This window comes from Citrobacter sp. Ce129, from assembly GCF_030334545.1.
Classification (GTDB): domain Bacteria; phylum Pseudomonadota; class Gammaproteobacteria; order Enterobacterales; family Enterobacteriaceae; genus Citrobacter; species Citrobacter europaeus.
This window is the reverse complement of sequence record NZ_JAOWDS010000052.1, coordinates 1-23,675: the sequence shown is the minus strand read 5'-3', so window position 1 is coordinate 23,675 and position 23,675 is coordinate 1. Positions and strand designations below refer to the sequence as shown.

Here is a 23,675-nt window from a genome sequence, read left to right as displayed (position 1 = left end):
GAACACGTCAAATTTCCCGCACATCCCTAAGACTATACTATTGTACCTATAAAGGAGCAGTGGAAACGCGTTCATAACCTGTTTGAAGCCGATGAAGCATCTGATTTCAGGCAGGAATGAAATAACAACAATCTGGAGGAATGTCGTGCAAACCTTTCAAGCCGATCTTGCCATTATAGGCGCCGGTGGCGCGGGATTACGTGCTGCAATTGCTGCCGCACAAGCAAATCCCAACGCTAAAATCGCACTGATCTCAAAAGTGTACCCAATGCGCAGCCATACCGTTGCTGCCGAAGGCGGCTCTGCTGCTGTCGCGCAGGATCATGACAGCTTTGACTACCATTTTCACGATACGGTAGCAGGCGGAGACTGGCTGTGTGAGCAGGATGTCGTGGATTACTTTGTCCACCACTGCCCAACTGAAATGACGCAACTGGAACAATGGGGCTGCCCATGGAGCCGTCGTGAAGACGGTAGCGTCAACGTACGTCGCTTCGGCGGTATGAAAATCGAGCGCACCTGGTTTGCCGCGGATAAAACCGGCTTCCATATGTTGCATACGCTGTTCCAGACATCTTTGCAGTTCCCGCAGATTCAGCGTTTTGACGAACACTTCGTTCTGGATATCCTGGTTGACGATGGTCATGCTCGCGGCCTGGTTGCCATGAACATGATGGAAGGCACGCTGATGCAAATCCGTGCTAACGCAGTCGTGATGGCAACGGGCGGCGCAGGTCGTGTTTACCGTTACAACACCAACGGCGGCATCGTAACCGGCGACGGTATGGGCATGGCGCTGAGCCACGGCGTTCCGCTGCGTGATATGGAATTCGTTCAGTATCACCCGACGGGTCTGCCAGGCTCCGGTATCCTGATGACGGAAGGCTGCCGTGGTGAAGGCGGTATCCTGGTCAACAAAAACGGCTACCGTTATCTGCAAGACTACGGCATGGGTCCGGAAACTCCGCTGGGCGAGCCGAAAAACAAATACATGGAACTCGGTCCGCGCGACAAAGTATCTCAGGCTTTCTGGCACGAATGGCGCAAAGGCAACACCATTTCCACTCCGCGTGGCGATGTGGTTTACCTCGACCTGCGTCATCTCGGCGAGAAAAAACTGCTCGAACGTTTACCGTTCATCTGCGAACTGGCGAAAGCCTACGTGGGTGTCGATCCGGTTAAAGAACCGATCCCGGTACGTCCGACCGCGCACTACACCATGGGCGGTATCGAAACCGATCAGCACTGTGAAACCCGCATTAAAGGTCTGTTCGCTGTCGGCGAATGTTCCTCTGTTGGTCTGCATGGCGCTAACCGTCTGGGTTCTAACTCCCTGGCAGAACTGGTGGTCTTCGGTCGTATGGCCGGTGAACAGGCTGCAGAACGCGCTGCAACGGCTGGCGCAGCAAACAGCGCCGCGCTCGATGCGCAGGTTGCTGGCGTTGAAAAACGTCTGAAAGATCTGGTTAACCAGGAAGGTAACGAAAACTGGTCTAAGATCCGTGACGAAATGGGCATGTCCATGGAAGAAGGTTGCGGTATCTACCGTACGCCGGAACTCATGCAGAAAACCGTTGATAAGCTGGCGGAACTGCAGGAACGCTTCAAGCGCGTACGTATCACTGATACCTCCAGCGTCTTCAACACCGACCTGCTGTACACCATCGAACTGGGTCACGGTCTGAACGTTGCAGAATGTATGGCTCACTCTGCTCTGGCGCGTAAAGAATCCCGCGGCGCGCACCAGCGTCTGGATGAAGGCTGCACCGAGCGTGACGATGTGAACTTCCTCAAACACACCCTCGCCTTCCGCGATGCTGACGGCACGACTCGTCTGGAATACAGCGACGTGAAAATCACCACTCTGCCACCGGCTAAACGTGTTTACGGTGGCGAAGCGGAAGCAGCCGATAAGAAGGAGAAGGCGAATGGCTGAGATGAAAAACCTGAAAGTTGAGGTGGTGCGCTATAACCCGGAAACCGATACCGCGCCGCACAGTGCTTTCTACGAAGTTCCTTATGATGAAACCACGTCGCTGCTGGATGCGCTGGGCTACATCAAGGATAACCTGGCACCGGACCTGAGCTACCGCTGGTCCTGCCGTATGGCAATCTGTGGCTCCTGCGGCATGATGGTCAACAATGTACCGAAACTGGCGTGCAAAACCTTCCTGCGTGATTACACAAACGGCATGAAGGTTGAAGCGCTGGGCAACTTCCCGATTGAGCGCGATCTGGTCGTCGACATGACGCACTTTATCGAAAGCCTGGAAGCGATCAAACCGTACATCATCGGTAACCCGCGTACACCGGATCAGGGTCCAAACACCCAAACTCCGGCGCAGATGGCGAAGTATCATCAGTTCTCCGGTTGCATCAACTGTGGTCTGTGCTACGCCGCGTGCCCGCAGTTCGGCCTGAACCCAGAGTTCATTGGACCGGCTGCGATTACGCTGGCGCATCGCTACAACGAAGATAGCCGCGACCACGGTAAGAAGGAGCGTATGGCTCAGTTGAACAGCCCGAACGGCGTCTGGACCTGTACTTTCGTGGGCTACTGCTCCGAAGTCTGCCCGAAACACGTCGATCCGGCTGCGGCCATTCAGCAGGGTAAAGTTGAAAGTTCAAAAGACTTTCTTATCGCTACCCTGAAACCACGCTAAGGAGTGCACGATGACGACTAAACGCAAAGCCTATGTGCGGCCAATGACGTCCACCTGGTGGAAAAAGCTGCCATTTTATCGTTTTTACATGCTGCGTGAAGGCACGGCAGTTCCGGCAGTCTGGTTCAGCATTGAACTGATTATCGGCCTGTTTGCACTCAAGCATGGTGCAGAGTCCTGGATGGGCTTTGTCGCCTTTTTGCAAAACCCGGTGGTGGTAATCCTTAATATTATCGCCCTGGCTGCAGCGCTGCTGCATACCAAAACCTGGTTTGAGCTGGCGCCAAAAGCGGCCAACATCATCGTAAAAGACGAAAAAATGGGGCCAGAGCCGATTATCAAAGGTCTCTGGGCAGTCACTGTGGTTGCGACAGTAGTAATACTGTTTGTTGCCCTGTTCTGGTAAGGAGTCCGGAATGATTAATCCAAATCCAAAACGCTCTGACGAACCCGTATTCTGGGGCCTGTTTGGTGCAGGCGGTATGTGGAGCGCTATCATTGCGCCGGTGATGATCCTGCTGGTAGGCATTATGCTGCCGCTGGGCTTTGTTCCTGATGCTTTCAGCTATGAACGCGTACTGGCATTCGCACAGAGCTTCATCGGACGTGCGTTTCTGTTCCTGATGATCGTTCTGCCGCTGTGGTGCGGTTTACACCGTATGCACCACGCGATGCATGACCTGAAAATCCACGTGCCTGCTGGCAAATGGGTATTCTACGGACTGGCAGCTATCCTGACCGTTGTAACGGCTATTGGTATTCTGACCATCTAATCGCATGCGTAATTATCAGGCCCGCCATTGGCGGGCCTTTTTATTGGTGCAGCACCCCGGTCAACCAACGAGAAAATTCACGCATCGCGGGTGTCTCCGGACGAGATTGCAAACGCGTCATCCAGTAGCTCCCCAGATCAATCTGCGTTAAAAACGGCTGAACGATACGTTCACTGCCAAGCAAGTGCCTGAACATTCTGACCGGTGCAATTGCCACACCGATCCCCGCCTGCGCGGCTTCCAGCATGGTGACGGACGAGTCAAACACCACCACGTTGTGCGTCGGTGACGGAGGCGCTTCTCCGGCGGCCTGCATCCAAAGCGTCCATTCATCACGTCGATACGATCGCAATAACGGAAATTTCAGGATATCCGCTGGCGCTTTAATCTGCGAGGCCAACGTTGGCGAACACAGCGGAGACATCGGCGCGCTACACAAATATTGCGCGTCGGTATCGTGCCAGGCTCCCCCTCCGTAGCGAATGGTATAATCCAGCCCTTCGGCGGCGGGATCCACACGATTATTGTGGGTGGAAATATGTAAATCAATATGCGGGCAGTTGCGCTTAAAATCGCTCAGCAGCGGGAAAAGACAGCCGACCGCAAAAGTCCCCACTACGCCAATTTTAAGTTTTTCCTGAGTCTGTTTTGTGGCAAAACGATCCAGCATCCCGGCCATACGATCGAAAGAGTCATTAAGTACAGGTAACAGACTCTCTCCTTCAGTCGTCAGCATTAATCCTCGAGAGCCACGCACAAAAAGCTGACAATTCAGCTGTTGCTCCAGCGCTTTTACATGCTGGCTGATGGCAGAATGCGTCACATTGAGTTCAATCGCAGCGCGGGTAAAACTAAGATGTCTGGCCGCTGCTTCAAAAGCCCGCAGCGAGTTTAGGGGGATATAGCTACGCGTCATTATCTGGCCTGTTAGAAAAACTTATACCTGCTGCTAAATTTAACCGTTTGTCAACACGATGCAAATCAAACACACTGATTGCGTCTGACGGGCCCGGACACCCTTACGCTTTTAATGACGGAAATAATTTCATGATGAAAAAATCGATATGCTGCGCGCTGCTGCTGACAGCCTCTTTTTCCACCTTTGCCACCGCAAAAACAGAACAACAAATTGCCGATATCGTTAACCGCACCATCACACCGCTGATGCAGGAGCAGGCTATTCCGGGTATGGCCGTTGCGATTATCTACCAGGGAAAACCTTATTACTTTACCTGGGGTAAAGCTGATATCGCCAATAACCGTCCAGTCACTCAGCAAACGCTGTTTGAACTCGGCTCGGTCAGTAAAACGTTCAACGGCGTGCTGGGCGGCGATGCTATCGCTCGCGGCGAAATCAAGCTCAGCGATCCGGTCACGCAATACTGGCCTGAGCTGACGGGTAAGCAGTGGCAGGGTATCAGCCTGCTGCACTTAGCGACCTACACGGCAGGCGGCCTGCCGCTTCAGGTTCCCGACGACGTCACGGATAAAGCCGCCTTACTGCGTTTTTATCAAAACTGGCAGCCACAATGGGCCCCGGGCGCTAAACGTCTTTACGCTAACTCCAGCATTGGTCTGTTTGGCGCACTGGCGGTGAAACCTTCAGGCATGAGCTACGAAGAGGCGATGACCACCCGCGTCCTGCAGCCCTTAAAACTGGCGCATACATGGATTACGGTTCCACAGAGCGAACAAAAAGATTATGCATGGGGCTATCGCGAAGGAAAGCCTGTGCATGTATCCCCTGGCCAACTTGATGCCGAAGCCTATGGGGTAAAATCAAGCGTTGTCGATATGACCCGCTGGGTCCAGGCCAACATGGATGCCAGCCAGGTTCAGGAGAAAACGCTCCAGCAGGGAATCAAGCTTGCGCAGTCACGTTACTGGCGTATTGGCGATATGTACCAGGGTCTGGGCTGGGAGATGCTGAACTGGCCGCTGAAAGCCGACTCGATAATTAACGGTAGCGACAGCAAAGTGGCGCTGGCAGCGCTTCCCGCCGTTGAGGTAAACCCGCCCGCGCCTGCTGTGAAAGCATCATGGGTGCATAAAACGGGCTCCACTGGCGGATTCGGCAGCTACGTTGCTTTCGTTCCAGAAAAAAACCTTGGCATTGTGATGCTGGCAAACAAGAGCTATCCAAACCCTGCTCGCGTCGAGGCCGCCTGGCGCATTCTTGAAAAACTGCAGTAACGAATAAGGAGGCCCGGGATATCGGGCTTCCTTTCTTTCTCTTTTTTTCCTGCTGTCATCTACACTTAACAAAAATCCAGCAAGGAAAATCTTATGCGCATTCTGCCCGTCGTTGCTGCAGTTACGGCTGCATTCCTGGTTGTTGCTTGCAGCTCCCCTACACCGCCGAAAGGCGTTACCGTAGTCAATAACTTTGATGCCAAACGTTATCTGGGCACCTGGTATGAAATAGCGCGTTTCGACCATCGATTCGAACGTGGACTGGAAAAAGTGACCGCCACCTATAGCCTGCGCGACGACGGCGGTATCAACGTGATTAACAAGGGCTATAACCCGGACAGGGGAATGTGGCAGAAAACAGAGGGTAAAGCCTACTTCACCGGCGACCCAAACCGCGCTGCGCTCAAGGTCTCGTTTTTTGGTCCTTTCTATGGCGGCTATAACGTGATTGCCCTCGATCGGGAATATCGTCACGCGTTGGTTTGCGGACCGGATCGCGATTACCTGTGGATCCTTTCACGGACCCCTACTATTTCAGACGAAATGAAACAGCAAATGCTGGCCGTCGCGACCCGGGAAGGGTTTGAAGTGAATAAGCTGATTTGGGTAAAACAGCCCGGCGCTTAGTGGGTGCTCAGCTTCAGACCAATAATGCCGGCAACGATCAGCCCGAGGCTAAGTAAACGCGCCGGGCTGGCAGATTCACCGAGCAGCAAAATTCCTGTAATGGCCGCCCCGACGGCGCCGATACCGGTCCAGACGGCATAGGCGGTTCCTACAGGCAACGTGCGCATTGCCCAGGAGAGCATGGCGATACTGACGATCATCGCCGCAATGGTGATAATGCTTGGCGTCAAACGCGTAAAACCGTGGGTATATTTCAGGCCAATCGCCCAGACAACTTCGAGCAGACCTGCAATTAATAAAACGATCCAGGACATATCAGGCTCCAGAACAATGGGGCCGTCCCCGGTGAAAGAAGCGTTTGCAGGTCGTCCTGCAAAGCTAATGTGTGAAATGGCATTTTTGCCCGAGAGAAAATGAATTTCAACCTTTTTATTCGTTGCATACTAAAAGCAAGAATTAAGCATAATTAGCGGCGTAGTTCCCGCATTTGGCACTCATCGGAGTTCTCTATGATGAGGGGCTTTCTGAATCCAGGAAGTCGATTGCCTCTCTTCTGAATGCGAAAAGGTTATGCTTAAAATTTTAGTGATTGACCGGTGCCACTTTACCCGTACAGGGATTGAGGCCTTGCTTAATCATTCTGGCAGGTTCAGCTCCTCATTTCTGGTATCAGGGATCAATAATCTCCTGTTAGCAAAAGAGCATATTTTGCAGTGGAAACCGCATCTGGTGATCGCGGATTTATACAGTTTTATCAGCGAGACACACTCCAGTCCGCCAATTAAGCCCTTTTTTATGAGCTGCGGCGTCATCCCACTGATTTTATTGCAATCAGTAGAAAGACAGCACACTTCTACGACTTCCCCTCAATCCGTCGTCCATTCGGTTTTGACCAAGCACACCACGCTGAACGCTCTCTCACACACAATTCAGGAGGCGCTACAGCTTCGCCCGCCATTAGAAATAGCCGAAAATGCGACTCCACTGCTTACGCCGCAGGAGGAGAAAGTATTGTCGATGTGGATGGATGGGATCAGTAACAATGCGATCGCCGCCGCACTGAGCATTCATGGCAAGACGGTCTACACCTATAAACGGAATATCCGCATTAAACTGCACCTGGGGAACCGCTTCTCACCGTTTCTCTCGCTACCCGGGAAGGGGAATTAACGGTACGACACGGCGTCGTACCGTTCATGATTATTGCTGAGCTTTTGTCGCCGCACCAGAGATTGCGCTACCGCCTTCAGAAATATCTTGCCCTACGCCTCGCGTGGTATTACACGCGGTTAATACGGAAGAAAGTACCAACACAGAAAAGATCGCAGCAATTGTCTTCTTAACCATAACGTCTTCCTTTTCTAGCCAATATTGTTTGTGTATAGCTAATTAATAATAGACAAGATCTGCAAGTGTGATGGATAAACAATCGTTTTTAAGATTATGAGAGAGGATTAGCTGGCGGCGTGAGAGATTGAATTGCCAAGATGTTTGATGTCTTCACCGAAACCGCGCGCGGTATTACAACCCGTCAGCAGGGTGCTGGTAAATAGGATAAGCATTACAAGACCGAGAAGACGTTTCATCATTCCTGCCCTGGAAAAAGTATGGCGCAGCAACCTGCGCCATAAGATCAAATGGATGTCTTATTTTACGCGAGAAACGTATTCGCCGGAGCGAGTATCCACTTTGATCACTTCGCCGATCTGTACGAACAGCGGAACTTTAACGACTGCGCCGGTAGACAGGGTTGCCGGTTTGCCGCCAGTACCAGCGGTATCGCCTTTCAGACCTGGGTCGGTTTCAACGACTTCCAGCTCAACGAAGTTCGGCGGAGTCACGGAGATCGGCTGACCGTTCCACAGGGTCACGATGCATTCAGCCTGGTCCAGCAGCCATTTAGCGTTATCGCCTACCGCTTTCTCGTCTGCAGCCAGCTGTTCGAAAGTGGTGTTATTCATGAAGTGCCAGAACTCACCGTCGCTATACAGGAAGGTCAGGTTCATGTCGGCTACGTCTGCGCCTTCAGCGGAGTCGGTAGACTTGAAGGTTTTCTCTACGCGAGTACCGGTCAGCAGGCGGCGCAGCTTAACGCGCGCAAACGCCTGGCCTTTACCTGGTTTAACGAATTCGCTGGCTTCAACCGCATAAGGTTCGCCGTCCAACATGATTTTAAGACCAGCACGAAAATCGTTGCTATAGTACGTTGCCATAAGGCCCTCTGAAAATTGTTAACTGGTAGCTAAGCCACAAAATGGCGCATATTGTAACCCTAAATACCCCATCCAGAGAAGATTGGTTATCGCAACTTGCCGATGTTGTGACCGATCCCGATGAACTTCTGCATCTTTTGAATATAGACGCAGATGAAAAACTGTTGGCCGGACGCGACGCGAGACGGCTTTTCGCCCTGCGCGTGCCGCGTGCGTTTATTGCGCGCATGGAAAAAGGCAACCCTGACGATCCGCTTTTGCGTCAGGTACTTACCTCCCAGGAAGAGTTTGTTTCCGCCCCCGGCTACTCGACCGATCCGCTGGAAGAACAGCACAGCGTGGTTCCCGGTTTGCTGCATAAATATCGCAACCGTGCGCTGCTGTTGGTTAAAGGCGGTTGCGCGGTTAATTGTCGCTATTGCTTCCGCCGCCACTTCCCGTACGCCGAAAACCAGGGCAATAAGCGCAACTGGCAGGTCGCCCTGGACTACATTAGCGCGCATCCTGAGCTGGATGAGATTATCTTCTCCGGTGGCGATCCGTTAATGGCCAAGGACCACGAACTGGACTGGTTGCTCACGCAACTGGAAGCCATCCCGCATATTAAGCGTCTGCGTATCCACAGCCGTTTACCGATTGTGATCCCAGCTCGCATTACAGAAGGACTGGCCCAGCGCTTTGCGCACTCCTCCTTGCAGATTCTGCTGGTCAATCACATTAACCACGCCAATGAGGTCGATGAGACATTTCGCCAGGCCATGGTCAGACTGCGTATCGCCGGCGTCACGCTACTCAACCAAAGCGTTTTGCTGCGTGGCGTGAACGATAACGCACAAACGCTGGCTCACCTTAGCAACGCGTTGTTTGATGCGGGTGTGATGCCCTATTACCTGCACGTACTGGACAAAGTGCAGGGTGCCTCCCACTTTATGGTCAGCGACGATGAAGCGCGTCAAATTATGCGCGAACTGCTGACGCAGGTTTCCGGCTATATGGTCCCCAAACTGGCGCGTGAAATTGGCGGAGAGCCAAGTAAAACGCCATTGGATCTGCAGCTACGCCAACAATAGCCTTTATTGAGTGTCCGATTCCGGACACTCAACACGATTACTTATTATTTAAATCCACACAGGTGGAGCCATGCTTTTAATCTGTGCTATTTTAATTAGCGCTGTGCGATTATTCATTCGCAAGTTGTATCAATAAAATCAAATCCAGAACATTAATAAATATATGGTTAGGGAGAACCTGTTATGGCTATAAGTATTAAGGGTATTAATACCGGAGTTATTCACCAAAAGAATGAATTTATTGCTTTGGCATTAAAGATAAAAGAACCCAGAAATAAAGAGTCGTTATTTTTCCTTTCTCCGCTTGGGCTAAGAGACCTGCTTATCGCCCTGGAAAGCAGGCTCTCTGCTAAACATCAGCTTAGCGAAGACGAGCGTGCGCAATATGAGAAGGAATGCGAGAAAGCCGGCAAAAAGATGCACGAAAATATCCCCTTAATTCAAGAGAATGAGTTAAAAAATGCGGATATTAATCGCCGTATTAATTCGCTAATGTTAGTGGATGACAAAGGGGAAAACTTAACATTTTCACTGACACTGCATGATGGGCAAACGTGTGAATTACTGATTAATGAACTTCAGATTCGGGTATTGGCTCATGCTGTTATTCATGCAATAAATAACGCTGGCATGCAGGAATTAGCGTTACGAATCACATCACTGCTGGATTTCCTGCCGCTGTACGATGTTGATTGCCAGCAAAACGATAATCTGGAATACGATTCTTATACACAACCCGAATGGAAACATAACCTGTTTAATCATTATCTGGCGATTATTTACCGCTATACGGATGATAAAGGAAAAACCCAGTTCTGTGGTTCAGTAGTAAAAACACGCGCCGCTTCCGGCAGCAAAGAGGCCGAAGCCATTACTCGCCGTCTGATCGATTTCAGCCCACGGCTGAAAAAACTTGCCGGTGTACCGTGTCAGGTGTTTGTCAGGACGTTAACGGGTGATAAGGCGCAAAAGCTCAATCAGGATCAGTGCCTGCGCGCGCTGCACCATTTACGCATTCAGTCTGCGCATAAGACTCAGAATGCCTGATGGCGCTACGCTTATCAGGCCTACGATTGCATGAGCCTGTCCAGGCCACTTTATTACAAAAAATCATTCAATCTGCATCGCGGCGGCAAGCGAAGAAAATCCCCAGGAGCATAGATAACTATGTGACTGGGGTTTCACAGCGCAGCCAACAAAGAGGCTGGTTGAAGGATGAAGTGTAATCAGTTAGGGCACTTATAAACCTGTCCAATCATCTCGCTGGCGGTAGGAACAAAGCTGGACAGCATTCCCTGTGATGGGCTGCTGACGCCATAAATCACGTTACCGCCCATTGCAGCAGCCTGGTTACGCAGATCGTTTGCTGCGCCACGCATAGAACCACCCTCTTCGCCGTGCTGGCCAGAAAGCCAGTTGCTTTGCTTACCGGTTGCAGTGCCAATCAGTTGGCACTCTGCGCCAGGCTTGTCTTCGACAAAGCGTACGCTTTGTCCGGCTGAACTCAGTTCGTTGCTGGAGCTACAACCCGCCATCAGTAGCGCGGCACCAACGATCCCTGCTAAATATTTCACGTGCATGTCATTCCCCATAATCAATTAGTTGGACCTTATGTCCGTAGCTGAATCATATACTAAAAAGATGACCAAAAGAAAAACCCCCGGACATTTCTGCCCGAGGGTTTCTCATTTTTCGCGAGATACGTATTTAATCAAATAATTCAAGTTGCAGGCAGGCGGCAAGTTCATGAATCCCCAGGAGCTTACATGAGTAAGTGACTGGGGTGAACGAACGCAGCCAACGAACCTGCGGCTTGAAGTATGAAGATTAAATTACATCATGCCGCCCATTCCACCCATGCCGCCCATACCACCAGCAGCACCTAAGTCAGGCGCATCGCCTTTCGGCAGGTCGGTAACCATGCACTCGGTGGTGATCATCAGACCCGCAACAGAAGCCGCGTACTGCAGAGCAGAACGAGTTACTTTGGTTGGATCCAGAATACCCATGTCGATCATGTTGCCGTATTCTTCAGTTGCAGCGTTGTAACCGTAGTTACCGTCACCGGCTTTCACGGTGTTAGCTACTACAGACGGCTCTTCGCCGCAGTTCAGCACGATTTGACGCAGCGGAGATTCCATTGCGCGCAGCGCAACTTTGATACCTACGTTCTGGTCTTCGTTCTGACCTTTCAGGCCGGCAATTTTAGACGCGACGCGAATCAGCGCAACACCGCCACCAGCAACCACGCCTTCTTCTACCGCAGCACGGGTCGCGTGCAGGGCATCTTCAACGCGGGCTTTTTTCTCTTTCATTTCAACTTCAGTTGCAGCACCAACTTTGATAACTGCCACGCCGCCTGCCAGTTTCGCTACGCGCTCCTGCAGTTTTTCACGGTCGTAGTCGGAAGTTGCTTCTTCGATCTGCTGACGAATCTGAGTCACACGACCCTGGATTGCAGCTTCGTCGCCCACGCCATCAATGATGGTGGTGGTGTCTTTGTTGATAACAACGCGTTTCGCCTGGCCCAGATCTTCCAGAGTTGCTTTTTCCAGCTCCATACCGATCTCTTCAGAGATAACGGTACCACCGGTCAGAGTAGCGATATCCTGCAGCATTGCTTTACGACGGTCGCCGAAGCCAGGTGCTTTAACCGCAGCCACTTTCACGATACCGCGCATGGTGTTAACAACCAGAGTTGCCAGCGCTTCGCCTTCAACATCTTCAGCGATGATCAGCAGCGGTTTACCTGCTTTCGCTACAGCTTCCAGAACCGGCAGCATTTCACGGATGTTGGAGATTTTCTTGTCAGCCAGCAGAATGAACGGGCTTTCCAGTTCTACTGCGCCAGTTTCCGGCTTGTTGATGAAGTAAGGAGACAGGTAGCCACGGTCGAATTGCATACCTTCAACCACGTCCAGTTCGTCCTGCAGACCGGTACCGTCTTCAACGGTGATCACGCCTTCTTTACCGACTTTGTCCATCGCTTCAGCGATCAGTTTACCTACGGTTTCGTCGGAGTTAGCGGAGATGGTACCAACCTGAGCAATAGCTTTAGAGTCGGAGCACGGTACGGACAGTGCTTTCAGTTCTTCAACAGCAGCAGCGACAGCTTTGTCGATACCACGTTTCAGATCCATCGGGTTCATGCCCGCAGCAACGGCTTTCAGACCTTCAGTGATGATGGACTGAGCCAGTACGGTTGCAGTGGTGGTACCGTCGCCTGCAGCGTCGTTCGCTTTAGAGGCAACTTCTTTCACCATCTGCGCACCCATGTTTTCGAACTTGTCTTCCAGTTCGATTTCACGTGCTACGGAAACACCATCTTTAGTGATGGTCGGTGCACCGAAAGATTTATCCAGAACTACGTTACGGCCTTTTGGACCGAGGGTAACTTTCACTGCATCTGCCAGTACGTTTACGCCGCGCAGCATTTTCACACGAGCGTCGTTACCGAATTTTACGTCTTTAGCTGCCATTTTCTCTTTCCCTTAAATTCGTATGTTCAGTGTCGTTCGCGGATTAGGCTTCAACAATTGCCAGGATGTCGCTTTCAGACATGATCAACACTTCTTCATTGTCGATCTTCTCAGATTTAACACCGTAGCCATCGTTGAAAATAACGATATCGCCGACTTTCACGTCCAGCGGCTGTACGGTACCGTTGTCCAGGATGCGACCCTTACCGACAGCGATGATTTCGCCACGAGTTGATTTACCTGCTGCAGAACCGGTCAGTACGATGCCGCCAGCAGATTTAGATTCAACTTCTTTACGTTTGACGATCACACGATCATGTAACGGACGAATACTCATTGATAGCTCTCCTTTGAGAAAGTCTTTATCAGTTATGGGTGACGCCGGCCCGTAAACGGTTTCCCGGCTAGTGACCAGAGAGATGGGGATGGGGTTTTGTCCCTTCAAGGGGGCAAGCGAAAAAAATTTTTTATCAGCAGAAAATCCCGTCAAAACGCCGACGCGCCTCACATTTCATAACGATTTCAGTCGCGTCGTCATAAGCAAATTCGATTGTGATACCATCAAAAATCTGCGCTGTAGCCCGTCATTGGGCATAACCGGATAACAACTTATGAGCGGACTGAAACAAGAGCTGGGACTGGCTCAGGGCGTTGGCCTGTTGTCGACATCATTGTTAGGTACAGGCGTTTTCGCCGTCCCTGCGCTGGCTGCGCTCGTGGCCGGCAACAACAGTTTGTGGGCCTGGCCGGTGCTGATTGTTTTAGTTTTTCCCGTGGCGATCGTCTTTGCCATACTGGGTCGCCATTTTCCCAGCGCGGGCGGCGTGGCGCATTTTGTCGGCATGGCCTTTGGTTCACGGCTGGAGCGCGTCACCGGATGGCTGTTTTTGTCGGTGATTCCCGTCGGCTTGCCCGCGGCATTACATATCGCCGCCGGATTCGGTCAGGCGATGTTTGGCTGGCATGACGAGCAACTGCTGCTGGCAGAGCTCGGTACGCTGGGACTGGTTTGGTATATCGGCTCCCGCGGCGCAAGCTCCAGCGCGAATCTGCAAACGGTCATTGCCGGACTGATTGTTGCCCTCATTGTCGCTATCTGGTGGGCGGGCGATCTGAAGCCTGGCGAAATCCCCTTCCCTGCGATTACCGATATTGAGCTTCCCGGTCTGTTCGCCGCGTTGTCGGTGATGTTTTGGTGTTTTGTCGGCCTTGAAGCGTTTGCCCATCTGGCGTCTGAATTCAAAAATCCGGAGCGAGACTTCCCACGCGCGCTGATGATCGGCCTGCTGCTGGCGGGGTCTGTTTATTGGGCATGTACCGTCGTGGTGCTTCATTTTGGCGCTTACGGCGAGCAAATGGCGGCAGCGGCATCATTGCCTGAAATCGTCGTGCAGCTGTTTGGCGTACAGGCACTGTGGGTGGCCTGCATCATTGGTTATCTGGCCTGTTTTGCCAGCCTCAACATTTATATTCAAAGTTTCGCCCGGCTGGTCTGGTCGCAGGCGCAATATAAGCCGGAGAGTTATCTGGCACGTCTGTCTCCCCGCCACCTTCCGCGCAATGCGCTAAATGCCGTACTGGGCTGCTGCGTAGTCAGCACCTTGTGCATCTATATGCTGCAAATCAATCTTGATGCGTTAATCGTCTATGCCAACGGCATCTTTATTATGATTTATTTGCTGTGCATGCTGGCGGGATGTCGATTACTGAAAGGGCATTATCGCGCGCTGGCGGTCATTGGCGGTCTGCTGTGTCTGTTGCTGCTGGCGATGGTTGGCTGGAAGAGCCTGTACGCGCTGATTATGCTGGCAGGGCTGTGGCTGTTTTTACCCCGCAGGCCGGATAAGGCAACGTTGACGCCATCATCCGGCATATAAACACTTTTGCCGGATGGCGCTAACGCTTATCCGGCCTACATACTGGCCAGGCTTACAGGGTCAGTCACGGCGATCGTCATCTTTATGATCAAGACGGTTACGATCGTCATCCTTGCGCTGAAATTCACCATCAAAGGTCTCACCGCCGCCGGTTCCGGCGCTAAACCCCCCGCCCGGCATACGCGAAAAACGCAAATGCGGCAGCAGTTTCATCGTCAGATGTTTTTGCACCGGAGGTAATAGAAGAAGAAGGCCGAGGAAATCGGTGAAAAAACCGGGCAGCACCAGCAGCAGACCGGCAATGATCAGCGACACGCTTTTGATCATTTCTGCAGCCGGACTTTCACCAGCCGCCATTTTCTGTTGCATCAGTAAAAAGTTCTTAAACCCCTGGTTACGAACCAGAGACATACCGATAACCGACGTAAAAATAACCAAAATCAGCGTCATCAGGACGCCCATCACATGGGCAACCTGAATAAAAATAGATATCTCTATGTAAACATAGAGAAAAATTGCAAGCAATGGTATCCAGCGCAAAGGGATCTCCTGTTAATAACAGCCGTTTTGTTCAACTTCTGTTCGAAAAATTATGTTAATCGCATCGATTTGATATTGTGGTGGTTAGCAAAATTTCAAGTGGCTTGTACACTAATATTTGGGGTTAATCACAAAGGGGTGATCCATTTCACAGAATAATAAATAAGGGGTAAATTCCACGCTTTAAGTGATCCAGATTACGGTAGAAATCCTTAACCAGCATATGATCTCGGGTATCAGACCGATGCAGGGGATAATCGTCGGTCGAGAAACAATCGAAATCACATATATCCTGTGTGTTTAGTCAAATCATTGGCAGCTTGAAAAAGAAGGTTCACATGTTAAACAACATTCGTATCGAAGAAGACTTGTTGGGTACCAGGGAAGTTCCAGCGGACGCTTACTACGGTGTTCACACTCTGAGAGCGATTGAAAACTTCTACATTAGCAACAACAAAATCAGCGACATTCCTGAATTTGTTCGCGGTATGGTAATGGTTAAAAAGGCAGCGGCAATGGCCAACAAAGAGCTGCAAACCATTCCTAAGAGTGTGGCAAATGCCATCATCGCGGCGTGTGATGAAGTCCTGAATAACGGAAAATGCATGGATCAATTCCCGGTAGACGTTTACCAGGGTGGTGCGGGTACCTCCGTCAACATGAACACCAACGAAGTGCTGGCCAATATCGGTCTGGAACTGATGGGTCACCAGAAAGGTGAATATCAGTACCTGAATCCGAACGACCACGTTAACAAATGTCAGTCTACCAACGACGCTTACCCTACTGGCTTCCGTATCGCGGTATACGCTTCCATCATCAAACTGATCGATGCGCTGAACCAACTGCGTGAAGGCTTCGAACAAAAAGCTGTTGAATTCCAGGACATCCTGAAAATGGGCCGTACCCAGCTGCAGGATGCTGTACCGATGACCCTCGGTCAGGAATTCCATGCTTTCAGCATACTGTTGAAAGAAGAAGTGAAAAACATTAGTCGTACCGCTGAGCTGCTGCTGGAAGTTAACCTCGGCGCAACTGCAATCGGTACGGGTCTGAACACGCCGAAAGAGTACTCTCCGCTGGCTGTACAGAAACTGGCTGAAGTCACTGGCTTCGCCTGTGTTCCGGCTGAAGACCTGATTGAAGCGACTTCTGACTGCGGCGCATACGTTATGGTGCACGGCGCGCTGAAACGTCTGGCTGTTAAGATGTCCAAAATCTGTAACGACCTGCGTTTGCTCTCCTCTGGCCCACGTGCCGGCCTGAATGAAATCAACCTGCCAGAACTGCAGGCTGGTTCCTCTATCATGCCAGCAAAAGTGAACCCGGTTGTTCCGGAAGTCGTAAACCAGGTTTGCTTTAAAGTCATCGGTAACGACATCACTGTTACCATGGCATCTGAAGCTGGTCAGCTGCAGTTGAACGTAATGGAGCCGGTCATTGGCCAGGCAATGTTTGAATCCATTCACATTCTGAGCAACGCTTGCTACAACCTGCTGGAAAAATGCGTTAGTGGTATCACTGCTAACAAAGAAGTCTGTGAAGCGTTTGTATTCAACTCCATCGGCATCGTTACTTACCTCAACCCGTTCATCGGTCACCACAACGGCGACATCGTCGGTAAAATTTGTGCCGAAACAGGTAAGAGCGTACGTGAAGTTGTCCTGGAACGCGGTCTGTTGACCGAGTCTGAACTGGACGATATCTTCTCTGCACAGAACCTGATGCACCCTGCTTATAAAGCAAAACGTTATACTGATGAAAGCGAACAGTAATCGTGTAGGGTAGTACCGGAGAAGGCACGTCATGATGACGTGCCTTTTTTCTTACTCGAAGTTACTTAAAAACAACAATTTAATATCAACTTGTTAAACAACAAGGAAGGCTAATATGATAGTTTTAGAACTTATCATCGTTTTGCTGGCAATCTTTTTAGGTGCCAGACTTGGGGGTATCGGTATTGGATTTGCAGGTGGGCTGGGTGTTCTGGTTCTTGCCGCTATAGGCGTAAAACCGGGTAATATTCCGTTCGACGTTATTTCCATTATCATGGCGGTTATCGCTGCCATCTCTGCTATGCAGATTGCAGGTGGTCTGGACTATCTGGTTCATCAAACTGAAAAGCTGCTGCGTAAAAACCCGAAATACATCACGATCCTTGCACCCATCGTGACCTATTTCCTGACTATCTTTGCCGGTACCGGCAACATCTCTCTGGCAACTCTGCCGGTTATCGCTGAAGTCGCGAAGGAACAAGGTATCAAGCCTTGCCGTCCGCTCTCCACCGCAGTAGTTTCTGCACAGATTGCGATTACGGCATCGCCAATCTCCGCAGCCGTGGTTTACATGTCTTCCGTCATGGAAGGTCATGGCATCAGCTATATTCACCTGCTGTCCGTGGTCATTCCGTCCACCCTGCTGGCCGTTCTGGTGATGTCCTTCCTGATCACCGCACTGTTCAACTCCAAACTGTCTGACGACCCGATTTATCGTAAGCGTCTGGAAGAAGGCCTGGTTGAACTGCGCGGTGAAAGACAAGTTGAAATCAAAGCTGGCGCGAAAACCTCCGTTTGGCTGTTCCTGCTGGGCGTGGTTTGCGTCGTTGTATACGCCATCATCAACAGCCCAAGCCTTGGCCTGGTCGCTAAACCGCTGATGAACACCACCAACGCAATCCTGATCATCATGCTGAGCGTCGCGACGCTGACGACGATCGTCTGCCGCGTTGAAACTGACTCCATCCTGAACTCCAGCACCTTCAAAGCCGGTATGAGCGCCTGTATTTGTATCCTGGGTGTTGCATGGCTGGGTGATACCTTCGTATCTCACAACATTGACTGGATCAAAGATACTGCAGGTAGCGTAATTCAGGGTCATCCGTGGCTGCTGGCTGTCATCTTCTTCTTTGCTTCTGCGCTGTTGTACTCTCAGGCTGCAACCGCTAAAGCACTGATGCCGATGGCTCTGGCTCTGAACGTTTCCCCTCTGACTGCTGTTGCATCTTTCGCAGCGGTTTCTGGCCTGTTCATTCTGCCAACTTACCCAACTCTGGTTGCGGCGGTTCAGATGGATGACACCGGTACAACCCGCATCGGTAAATTCGTCTTTAACCATCCGTTCTTCATCCCAGGTACTCTGGGTGTGGTTCTGGCTGTCTGCTTCGGCTTCTTGCTGGGCAGCTTCATGCTGTAAGACTTCACTGCAGGGTGCCTTCGCGCCCTGCAGTTCCTCTTCTTCATCACCCCCGCTTTAGCTAACATCCTTCCCTCGTCCGTTGTATAGTGACCACTCTTTAGCTGGTTACTCTGTTCTTTCGAGGTGTTTATGCTTGATGTTAAGAGTCAGGATATTTCCATCCCCGATACCGTTGTGGTGCTCTGTACCGCACCGGATGAAGCAACCGCCCAGGATCTCGCCGCCAAAGTGCTGGCGGAAAAGCTGGCTGCCTGCGTGACGCTACTGCCCGGTGCCACCTCCCTTTATTATTGGGAAGGTAAACTTGAGCAGGAATATGAAGTCCAGATGATTTTAAAAACCACCGTTACACACCAGCAAGCCCTGCTCGATTGCCTGAAGTCACATCATCCGTATCAAACGCCTGAACTTCTGGTTTTACCCGTCACTCACGGAGACTTTGATTACCGCTCATGGCTCAACGCATCCTTACGCTGATCCTGCTGCTGTGCAGCACATCTACCTTTGCCGGATTATTTGACGCGCCTGGCCGCTCGCAGTTTGTACCTGCCGATCGGGCGTTTATTTTTGATTTCCAGCAAAACCAACACGATCTGAACCTCACATGGCAGGTTAAAGATGGCTACTATCTGTATCGCAAACAGATAAGCATTACGCCATCTCAGGCCGATATTGCCGAGGTAAAACTGCCGCCTGGCGTCTGGCATGAAGATGAGTTTTACGGCAAAAGTGAGATTTACCGTAAACAGCTGACCATCCCAGTCACGGTCAATCAGGCTAAATCTGGCGCCACATTAACGGTCACGTACCAGGGCTGTGCCGACGCCGGCTTTTGCTATCCTCCAGAAACGAAAACGGTGCCCTTAAGTGAAGTGTCTGCCGATACCCGGGCGACACCGCTGCCAGTGCCTGCCAGCAATGCTCAGCAAGAGATAACGCCGCCCGCAGCCCAACTTCCTTTCTCGGCGCTGTGGGCATTGCTGATCGGAATAGGCATCGCGTTTACGCCTTGCGTATTGCCGATGTATCCGCTGATATCCGGCATCGTGCTGGGAGGCAAACAACGCTTATCAACCGGACGCGCGCTGCTGTTGACGTTTATCTACGTCCAGGGGATGGCGCTCACCTATACCGCACTGGGTCTGGTTGTTGCGGCCGCCGGATTGCAGTTCCAGGCTGCACTACAGCATCCTTACGTTCTGATTGGCCTTGCCGTCATCTTTACCCTGCTCGCGTTGTCGATGTTTGGTTTGTTCACGCTGCAGCTCCCTTCATCGCTGCAAACGCGCCTTACATTGATGAGCAACCGCCAGCAAGGCGGCTCCCCCGGCAGCGTCTTTGCAATGGGCGCGATTGCCGGCCTCATCTGTTCCCCTTGTACCACAGCCCCGCTAAGCGCGATTTTGCTGTATATCGCTCAGAGCGGAAACATGTGGCTGGGAGGTGGCACGCTGTATCTGTACGCGCTGGGGATGGGATTACCCCTGATGCTGATTACCGTATTCGGCAACCGCCTGCTGCCTAAAAGCGGCCCATGGATGGAGCATGTCAAAACCGCTTTTGGCTTTGTCATTCTGGCGCTTCCCGTCTTCTTACTTGAACGCATCATCGGCGACGAATGGGGAGTGCGCCTGTGGTCACTGCTGGGCGTCGCGTTCTTTAGCTGGGCATTCATTACCAGTCTGCAGGCAAAGCACGCCTGGATGCGCATCGTGCAGATTGTCCTGTTAGCTGCAGCGCTGGTAAGCGTACGGCCATTGCAGGACTGGGCGTTCGGTGCGCCGCATGCTCAACCCCAGACACACCTTAACTTCACGCCGGTGGCTTCGGTAGATGCGCTAAATCAGGCACTGGCACAAGCCAAAGGTAAGCCCGTAATGTTGGATCTGTATGCCGACTGGTGCGTGGCCTGTAAAGAGTTCGAGAAGTATACGTTCAGTAATCCGCAGGTTCAGCAAACGCTAGGCGACACGGTGCTTTTGCAGGCGGATGTGACCGCAAACAATGCCCAGGATGTTGCTCTGCTGAAACATCTTCAGGTTTTAGGTTTGCCGACTATTTTGTTCTTTGACGCTGAGGGGAAAGAGCACCCGGATGCCCGGGTAACGGGTTTTATGGATGCCGCGACCTTCAGCGCACATTTGCGCGATCGCCAACCGTGAGCGACACTTGCAACAGGAAATACGGAGGAGAATACCGTGCAACGTGAAGATGTCCTGGGAGAAGCCCTTAAATTACTTGAGGTTCAAGGGATAGCCAATACCACGCTGGAAATGGTGGCCGAGCGTATCGATTATCCTCTGGATGAACTGCAGCGCTTTTGGCCCGATAAAGAGGCCATTCTGTACGATGCGCTACGTTACCTCAGCCAGCGGGTGGATATCTGGCGGCGTCAGCTTTTGCTGGATGACACCTTGAGCGTCGAGCAGAAATTACTGGCGCGCTACACCGCGCTGTCCGAATGCGTAAGCAATAATCGCTATCCAGGCTGCCTGTTCATCGCCGCCTGTACGTTTTACCCCGATCCCGGGCACCCGATCCATCAGTTAGCCGATCAGCAAAAAAAGGCGGCGCATGACTTCACCCATGAGCTGCTGACCACGCTGGAAGTTGACGACCCGGCAATGGTCGCTAAACAAATGGAACTGGTGCTGGAAGGCTGCCTGAGCCGCATGCTGGTGAATCGTAGTCATGCTGATGTCGAAACGGCACACCGCCTGGCTGAAGATATCCTGCGCTTTGCTCAGTGCCGTATGGGCGGGGCGCTGACTTAATTCGGATTTCGTAACTTTTATGAACCGCATATAATTTCGGCAATACCGACATATTAAAAGGAATTATATGCGTCTCGCGCACTGCATTCTCCTCGCAGGTTTTATCTCAGCCCCCCTGTATGCCAATCCATTAAACGGTTTTTCGTTTGCACATAAAGACTGGGAAGTTGCGTGTGATAATACGGGTACCTGTCGGGCGGCAGGTTATAGTGACCATGCGGTAAGCGTACTGCTCACACGTGCGGCTGGCCCCGACACCAGCGTGTATGTCGAGGTTGCTTTTGCACCGCGTACGGCGAATCAACCCTCCGTGAAAGACGCCACGCTTTTTATTGATGGTCAAAAGCAAGGCGCGCTAACGTTTTCCGCAGAGGGATATTATAAACTCAACTACCAACAGCGAAAGGTGTTTCTGGACGCCTTACGTCAGGACAATACCATTGAGTTTGCAGCAGATGGCGAACGATTACTGCTTTCTAATGCAGGTTCGAGCGCTGTGCTGCTGAAAATGGATGAATTCCAGAAACGCATCAATACCCAAAGCGCTGTGCTGCATCCAGGAGATAAAAACAGTAATGATGTGCTTAACGCTGAGCCTGCCCCACTTATCATCACCCACCCCGTCATCCGCACGCCGGACGTGGAACCGTTAACGACCGCGCAGCGACAAAAAATAGAACCCAAAATCAGGGTCACTCCCGAGATGAATTGCCGCGAACTGGAAGAGGGTCAGGAACGCATTTATTACCGCATCCCGGTGGATAAACAACATGTACTCATTCAAACCGAATGCTTTGATAGCTCACGCACCATCCTCTGGCTAACCAATACTGAACTAACGGCTTCGCCTAAACTAATCACGAGTGATGCCAGTGAATATGAGAACGGTGAGATAGCCCGTTTCAGCGATCCCATTCAGCTCTGGGTCTGGGAGGGTAACAACTTCACCTTGCGCGACGAATACCGCAGCGGCGGACAAGGAAACCTTTCTGTTGGCGGTGTCTGGACGCTCCCTACGTTCGTCAGCATCGTACGTTCTCAGTCTGATGTAGATACGGATAACACGGCCCTAAAAACGCTACATAGCGCTGTAGAGAGCATGCAAAAAAGCGATCCGGGCTTGGAACTGAGCAAAATCGCCAGTCAGTTTCCATTAACCGGTCAAATCACTGATTTCAGGATCTCTTACGCTGAAGACTCAACAGAACCAACCGCGAAACCCTCCCCTGAGATTAGCGATGATGAGTGGCTGGCATTTTCCCGCACAACGTTTAGTGTCGATTCGGAAAATGGAGGCGTGAACTTTACGCTCATTGATCTGGATGACGACGGTAAACGCGATCTCATCATCAACAGCTACGTTGGTGGCACAGGATTATTCAGCTACACCGGCGTACTCAAACGCGGTGATAATGCCTTCGTCGTCGTTAATGGCAAACAGGATGACGATGACTTTGGCGTACCCGGGGCGCTATTTTCGGAGAATGGGCGCGGCGCCAACCAGTGGAGCCAATGGGTTCGCATCAACGGTAAGGTTTATGCTCTCTGGTACAACGGCTTATATAATGAAGAGAAGCTTTATCTGCTGCGTCCATTTAACCCAGACGAGAAGGCTCCCGTCGTAGCCGTCCACTATCGCTATGAATACGATATGAATTCAATCGAACCACGGGAAGAAGGACAACCCCTACTCCCGAAATTGAATACCAAAGACAAAACAAAGCTCATTACCGAACTGAATAAAATGCAAAGCATGCTTTTACAAAACCAACAGGCAAGCGACGGCGTTTCCCCAATCTGCCCAATCCCTGCTGGTACGTTGCAGGAAGACGCGGACAATTACAGTTCAGGGATTGCAGGGAACTATACGTCTGAACCTGTCGCAGCTATTCCTGTCTGGGTAAATGGGGAGTGCCTTATCGGTTCTGTCGAGAGTTATTTTGGTAGAGGAGAGTTCATCACTCTCGTTTCGCCAAAAGATCAGGATATTGTCGGAGAGTATTCAGTTACCGGCACACGCCATGTAGCATCCATTAAAAGTGAATGGATTCTTCGCGAAGGCGATAACGGTGGGCTGTAATTTTGAGCGAAACCCTCGAGAAAACAGCGAAATCGCTGCATAGTTAAGCAACCAACCGAAAAAGCGAGAAATTTGGTTGACGGGGTGTCCGGATTACGGTTTAATGCGCCCCGTTGCCCGGATAGCTCAGTCGGTAGAGCAGGGGATTGAAAATCCCCGTGTCCTTGGTTCGATTCCGAGTCCGGGCACCA

25 protein-coding genes and 1 tRNA gene are annotated in these 23,675 nt (G+C 51.4%); 17 read left to right on the top strand and 9 right to left on the bottom strand.

What is annotated here, in order from left to right; all coding sequences use genetic code 11:
* The first annotated feature begins 145 nt into the window (after positions 1-145).
* The 4 genes from frdA to frdD are packed head-to-tail and all read left to right on the top strand — an operon-like array spanning position 146 to position 3,436.
* Positions 146-1,936: a fumarate reductase (quinol) flavoprotein subunit gene (gene frdA, locus OGV77_RS04990; protein WP_043018160.1), complete on the top strand. Its 1,791-nt coding sequence runs from the start codon at positions 146-148 to the stop codon at positions 1,934-1,936.
* Positions 1,929-2,663: a fumarate reductase iron-sulfur protein gene (gene frdB, locus OGV77_RS04985; RefSeq protein WP_003025540.1), complete on the top strand. Its 735-nt coding sequence runs from the start codon at positions 1,929-1,931 to the stop codon at positions 2,661-2,663. Before frdA ends, frdB begins: the two co-directional genes overlap by 8 nt.
* Before the next feature lie 10 nt (positions 2,664-2,673).
* On the top strand, positions 2,674-3,069 hold the full coding sequence (frdC, locus tag OGV77_RS04980; RefSeq protein WP_003025537.1) for a fumarate reductase subunit FrdC: 396 nt from the start codon (positions 2,674-2,676) through the stop codon (positions 3,067-3,069).
* A 10-nt stretch (positions 3,070-3,079) separates the two neighbouring features.
* A complete protein-coding gene (gene frdD, locus OGV77_RS04975) occupies positions 3,080-3,436 on the top strand; it encodes a fumarate reductase subunit FrdD (protein ID WP_003025535.1) in 357 nt (118 codons plus the stop codon).
* A 40-nt stretch (positions 3,437-3,476) separates the two neighbouring features.
* Here frdD and ampR read toward each other — a convergent pair whose 3' ends face one another.
* Positions 3,477-4,352: a LysR family transcriptional regulator AmpR gene (ampR, locus tag OGV77_RS04970; RefSeq protein WP_043018159.1), complete on the bottom strand. Its 876-nt coding sequence runs from the start codon at positions 4,350-4,352 to the stop codon at positions 3,477-3,479.
* Positions 4,353-4,483: 131 nt separating this feature from the next.
* On the opposite strand from ampR, the gene blaCMY reads away from it, so the two are divergent.
* A complete protein-coding gene (gene blaCMY, locus OGV77_RS04965) occupies positions 4,484-5,629 on the top strand; it encodes a CMY-2 family class C beta-lactamase (protein WP_286502622.1) in 1,146 nt (381 codons plus the stop codon).
* 93 nt (positions 5,630-5,722) lie between these two features.
* On the top strand, positions 5,723-6,256 hold the full coding sequence (locus OGV77_RS04960) for a lipocalin family protein (RefSeq protein ID WP_043018157.1): 534 nt from the start codon (positions 5,723-5,725) through the stop codon (positions 6,254-6,256).
* On the opposite strand, the gene sugE is transcribed toward OGV77_RS04960, so the two are convergent.
* Positions 6,253-6,570: a quaternary ammonium compound efflux SMR transporter SugE gene (sugE, locus tag OGV77_RS04955; RefSeq protein WP_000118520.1), complete on the bottom strand. Its 318-nt coding sequence runs from the start codon at positions 6,568-6,570 to the stop codon at positions 6,253-6,255. The two genes, OGV77_RS04960 and sugE, sit on opposite strands and share 4 nt — an antisense overlap.
* Positions 6,571-6,826: 256 nt before the next feature.
* Here sugE and OGV77_RS04950 point away from each other — a divergent pair, with 256 nt between their 5' ends.
* Complete coding sequence (locus OGV77_RS04950; protein ID WP_043018155.1) at positions 6,827-7,426, top strand: helix-turn-helix transcriptional regulator; 600 nt, start codon at positions 6,827-6,829, stop codon at positions 7,424-7,426.
* A gap of 30 nt (positions 7,427-7,456) precedes the next feature.
* Here OGV77_RS04950 and ecnB read toward each other — a convergent pair whose 3' ends face one another.
* The 3 genes from ecnB to efp form a co-directional block, all read right to left on the bottom strand.
* Complete coding sequence (gene ecnB, locus OGV77_RS04945) at positions 7,457-7,603, bottom strand: lipoprotein toxin entericidin B (protein ID WP_003025482.1); 147 nt, start codon at positions 7,601-7,603, stop codon at positions 7,457-7,459.
* A gap of 107 nt (positions 7,604-7,710) precedes the next feature.
* Positions 7,711-7,845: a lipoprotein antitoxin entericidin A gene (gene ecnA / locus OGV77_RS04940; protein ID WP_043018154.1), complete on the bottom strand. Its 135-nt coding sequence runs from the start codon at positions 7,843-7,845 to the stop codon at positions 7,711-7,713.
* Positions 7,846-7,902: 57 nt separating this feature from the next.
* A complete protein-coding gene (gene efp / locus OGV77_RS04935) occupies positions 7,903-8,469 on the bottom strand; it encodes an elongation factor P (RefSeq protein WP_003025478.1) in 567 nt (188 codons plus the stop codon).
* A gap of 41 nt (positions 8,470-8,510) precedes the next feature.
* Between efp and epmB the strand changes: the two genes are divergently transcribed.
* Positions 8,511-9,539: an EF-P beta-lysylation protein EpmB gene (gene epmB, locus OGV77_RS04930; RefSeq protein WP_087051472.1), complete on the top strand. Its 1,029-nt coding sequence runs from the start codon at positions 8,511-8,513 to the stop codon at positions 9,537-9,539.
* 183 nt (positions 9,540-9,722) lie between these two features.
* Positions 9,723-10,586 carry a YjeJ family protein gene (gene yjeJ, locus OGV77_RS04925; RefSeq protein ID WP_087051474.1) on the top strand — a complete coding sequence of 288 codons (864 nt, stop codon included), beginning with the start codon at positions 9,723-9,725 and terminating at the stop codon, positions 10,584-10,586.
* Positions 10,587-10,765: 179 nt separating this feature from the next.
* Here the strand turns inward: yjeJ and OGV77_RS04920 are convergent, their stop codons facing one another.
* The 3 genes from OGV77_RS04920 to OGV77_RS04910 all read right to left on the bottom strand — a co-directional run bounded on the left by OGV77_RS04920 (position 10,766) and on the right by OGV77_RS04910 (position 13,355).
* Complete coding sequence (locus OGV77_RS04920) at positions 10,766-11,119, bottom strand: DUF4156 domain-containing protein (RefSeq protein ID WP_003025468.1); 354 nt, start codon at positions 11,117-11,119, stop codon at positions 10,766-10,768.
* A gap of 252 nt (positions 11,120-11,371) precedes the next feature.
* Positions 11,372-13,018 (bottom strand): chaperonin GroEL, encoded by a 1,647-nt coding sequence (gene groL / locus OGV77_RS04915; protein ID WP_003025464.1) that lies wholly within the window; start codon positions 13,016-13,018, stop codon positions 11,372-11,374.
* A gap of 43 nt (positions 13,019-13,061) precedes the next feature.
* Positions 13,062-13,355, bottom strand: a complete 294-nt coding sequence (locus OGV77_RS04910) for a co-chaperone GroES (protein ID WP_000027827.1) — start codon at positions 13,353-13,355, stop codon at positions 13,062-13,064.
* A 274-nt stretch (positions 13,356-13,629) separates the two neighbouring features.
* Here OGV77_RS04910 and yjeH point away from each other — a divergent pair, with 274 nt between their 5' ends.
* Entirely contained in the window at positions 13,630-14,895 is a 1,266-nt protein-coding gene (gene yjeH, locus OGV77_RS04905) for an L-methionine/branched-chain amino acid transporter (protein WP_043018150.1), read from the top strand.
* A 60-nt stretch (positions 14,896-14,955) separates the two neighbouring features.
* Here the strand turns inward: yjeH and OGV77_RS04900 are convergent, their stop codons facing one another.
* Entirely contained in the window at positions 14,956-15,435 is a 480-nt protein-coding gene (locus OGV77_RS04900; RefSeq protein WP_043018149.1) for an FxsA family protein, read from the bottom strand.
* Between the two features lie 338 nt (positions 15,436-15,773).
* Between OGV77_RS04900 and aspA the strand changes: the two genes are divergently transcribed.
* From aspA to OGV77_RS04865, 7 genes are all read left to right on the top strand, one after another.
* Entirely contained in the window at positions 15,774-17,210 is a 1,437-nt protein-coding gene (aspA, locus tag OGV77_RS04895) for an aspartate ammonia-lyase (protein ID WP_043018148.1), read from the top strand.
* 115 nt (positions 17,211-17,325) lie between these two features.
* The gene (gene dcuA, locus OGV77_RS04890; RefSeq protein ID WP_003025449.1) at positions 17,326-18,627 is read left to right on the top strand and encodes an anaerobic C4-dicarboxylate transporter DcuA; all 1,302 of its coding nucleotides are present in this window, start codon (positions 17,326-17,328) and stop codon (positions 18,625-18,627) included.
* A 132-nt stretch (positions 18,628-18,759) separates the two neighbouring features.
* Positions 18,760-19,107: a divalent cation tolerance protein CutA gene (gene cutA / locus OGV77_RS04885; protein WP_003025447.1), complete on the top strand. Its 348-nt coding sequence runs from the start codon at positions 18,760-18,762 to the stop codon at positions 19,105-19,107.
* Positions 19,083-20,792, top strand: coding sequence for a protein-disulfide reductase DsbD (locus tag OGV77_RS04880; protein WP_087051475.1), 1,710 nt, complete (start codon positions 19,083-19,085; stop codon positions 20,790-20,792). Before cutA ends, OGV77_RS04880 begins: the two co-directional genes overlap by 25 nt.
* A gap of 36 nt (positions 20,793-20,828) precedes the next feature.
* Complete coding sequence (locus tag OGV77_RS04875) at positions 20,829-21,404, top strand: transcriptional regulator (protein ID WP_043018146.1); 576 nt, start codon at positions 20,829-20,831, stop codon at positions 21,402-21,404.
* A gap of 67 nt (positions 21,405-21,471) precedes the next feature.
* The gene (locus OGV77_RS04870; protein ID WP_087051476.1) at positions 21,472-23,484 is read left to right on the top strand and encodes a DUF1176 domain-containing protein; all 2,013 of its coding nucleotides are present in this window, start codon (positions 21,472-21,474) and stop codon (positions 23,482-23,484) included.
* Positions 23,485-23,599: 115 nt separating this feature from the next.
* Positions 23,600-23,675, top strand: a tRNA-Phe gene (locus tag OGV77_RS04865).

Coding starts and splice junctions, on each gene's coding strand:
- frdB (WP_003025540.1), top strand. CDS start 1,929: ATGGCTGAGATGAAAAACCTGAAAGTTGAGGTGGTGCGCTATAACCCG.
- frdC (WP_003025537.1), top strand. CDS start 2,674: ATGACGACTAAACGCAAAGCCTATGTGCGGCCAATGACGTCCACCTGG.
- frdD (WP_003025535.1), top strand. CDS start 3,080: ATGATTAATCCAAATCCAAAACGCTCTGACGAACCCGTATTCTGGGGC.
- ampR (WP_043018159.1), bottom strand. CDS start 4,352: ATGACGCGTAGCTATATCCCCCTAAACTCGCTGCGGGCTTTTGAAGCA.
- blaCMY (WP_286502622.1), top strand. CDS start 4,484: ATGATGAAAAAATCGATATGCTGCGCGCTGCTGCTGACAGCCTCTTTT.
- OGV77_RS04960 (WP_043018157.1), top strand. CDS start 5,723: ATGCGCATTCTGCCCGTCGTTGCTGCAGTTACGGCTGCATTCCTGGTT.
- sugE (WP_000118520.1), bottom strand. CDS start 6,570: ATGTCCTGGATCGTTTTATTAATTGCAGGTCTGCTCGAAGTTGTCTGG.
- OGV77_RS04950 (WP_043018155.1), top strand. CDS start 6,827: ATGCTTAAAATTTTAGTGATTGACCGGTGCCACTTTACCCGTACAGGG.
- ecnB (WP_003025482.1), bottom strand. CDS start 7,603: ATGGTTAAGAAGACAATTGCTGCGATCTTTTCTGTGTTGGTACTTTCT.
- ecnA (WP_043018154.1), bottom strand. CDS start 7,845: ATGATGAAACGTCTTCTCGGTCTTGTAATGCTTATCCTATTTACCAGC.
- efp (WP_003025478.1), bottom strand. CDS start 8,469: ATGGCAACGTACTATAGCAACGATTTTCGTGCTGGTCTTAAAATCATG.
- epmB (WP_087051472.1), top strand. CDS start 8,511: ATGGCGCATATTGTAACCCTAAATACCCCATCCAGAGAAGATTGGTTA.
- yjeJ (WP_087051474.1), top strand. CDS start 9,723: ATGGCTATAAGTATTAAGGGTATTAATACCGGAGTTATTCACCAAAAG.
- OGV77_RS04920 (WP_003025468.1), bottom strand. CDS start 11,119: ATGCACGTGAAATATTTAGCAGGGATCGTTGGTGCCGCGCTACTGATG.
- groL (WP_003025464.1), bottom strand. CDS start 13,018: ATGGCAGCTAAAGACGTAAAATTCGGTAACGACGCTCGTGTGAAAATG.
- OGV77_RS04910 (WP_000027827.1), bottom strand. CDS start 13,355: ATGAGTATTCGTCCGTTACATGATCGTGTGATCGTCAAACGTAAAGAA.
- yjeH (WP_043018150.1), top strand. CDS start 13,630: ATGAGCGGACTGAAACAAGAGCTGGGACTGGCTCAGGGCGTTGGCCTG.
- aspA (WP_043018148.1), top strand. CDS start 15,774: ATGTTAAACAACATTCGTATCGAAGAAGACTTGTTGGGTACCAGGGAA.
- dcuA (WP_003025449.1), top strand. CDS start 17,326: ATGATAGTTTTAGAACTTATCATCGTTTTGCTGGCAATCTTTTTAGGT.
- cutA (WP_003025447.1), top strand. CDS start 18,760: ATGCTTGATGTTAAGAGTCAGGATATTTCCATCCCCGATACCGTTGTG.
- OGV77_RS04880 (WP_087051475.1), top strand. CDS start 19,083: ATGGCTCAACGCATCCTTACGCTGATCCTGCTGCTGTGCAGCACATCT.
- OGV77_RS04870 (WP_087051476.1), top strand. CDS start 21,472: ATGCGTCTCGCGCACTGCATTCTCCTCGCAGGTTTTATCTCAGCCCCC.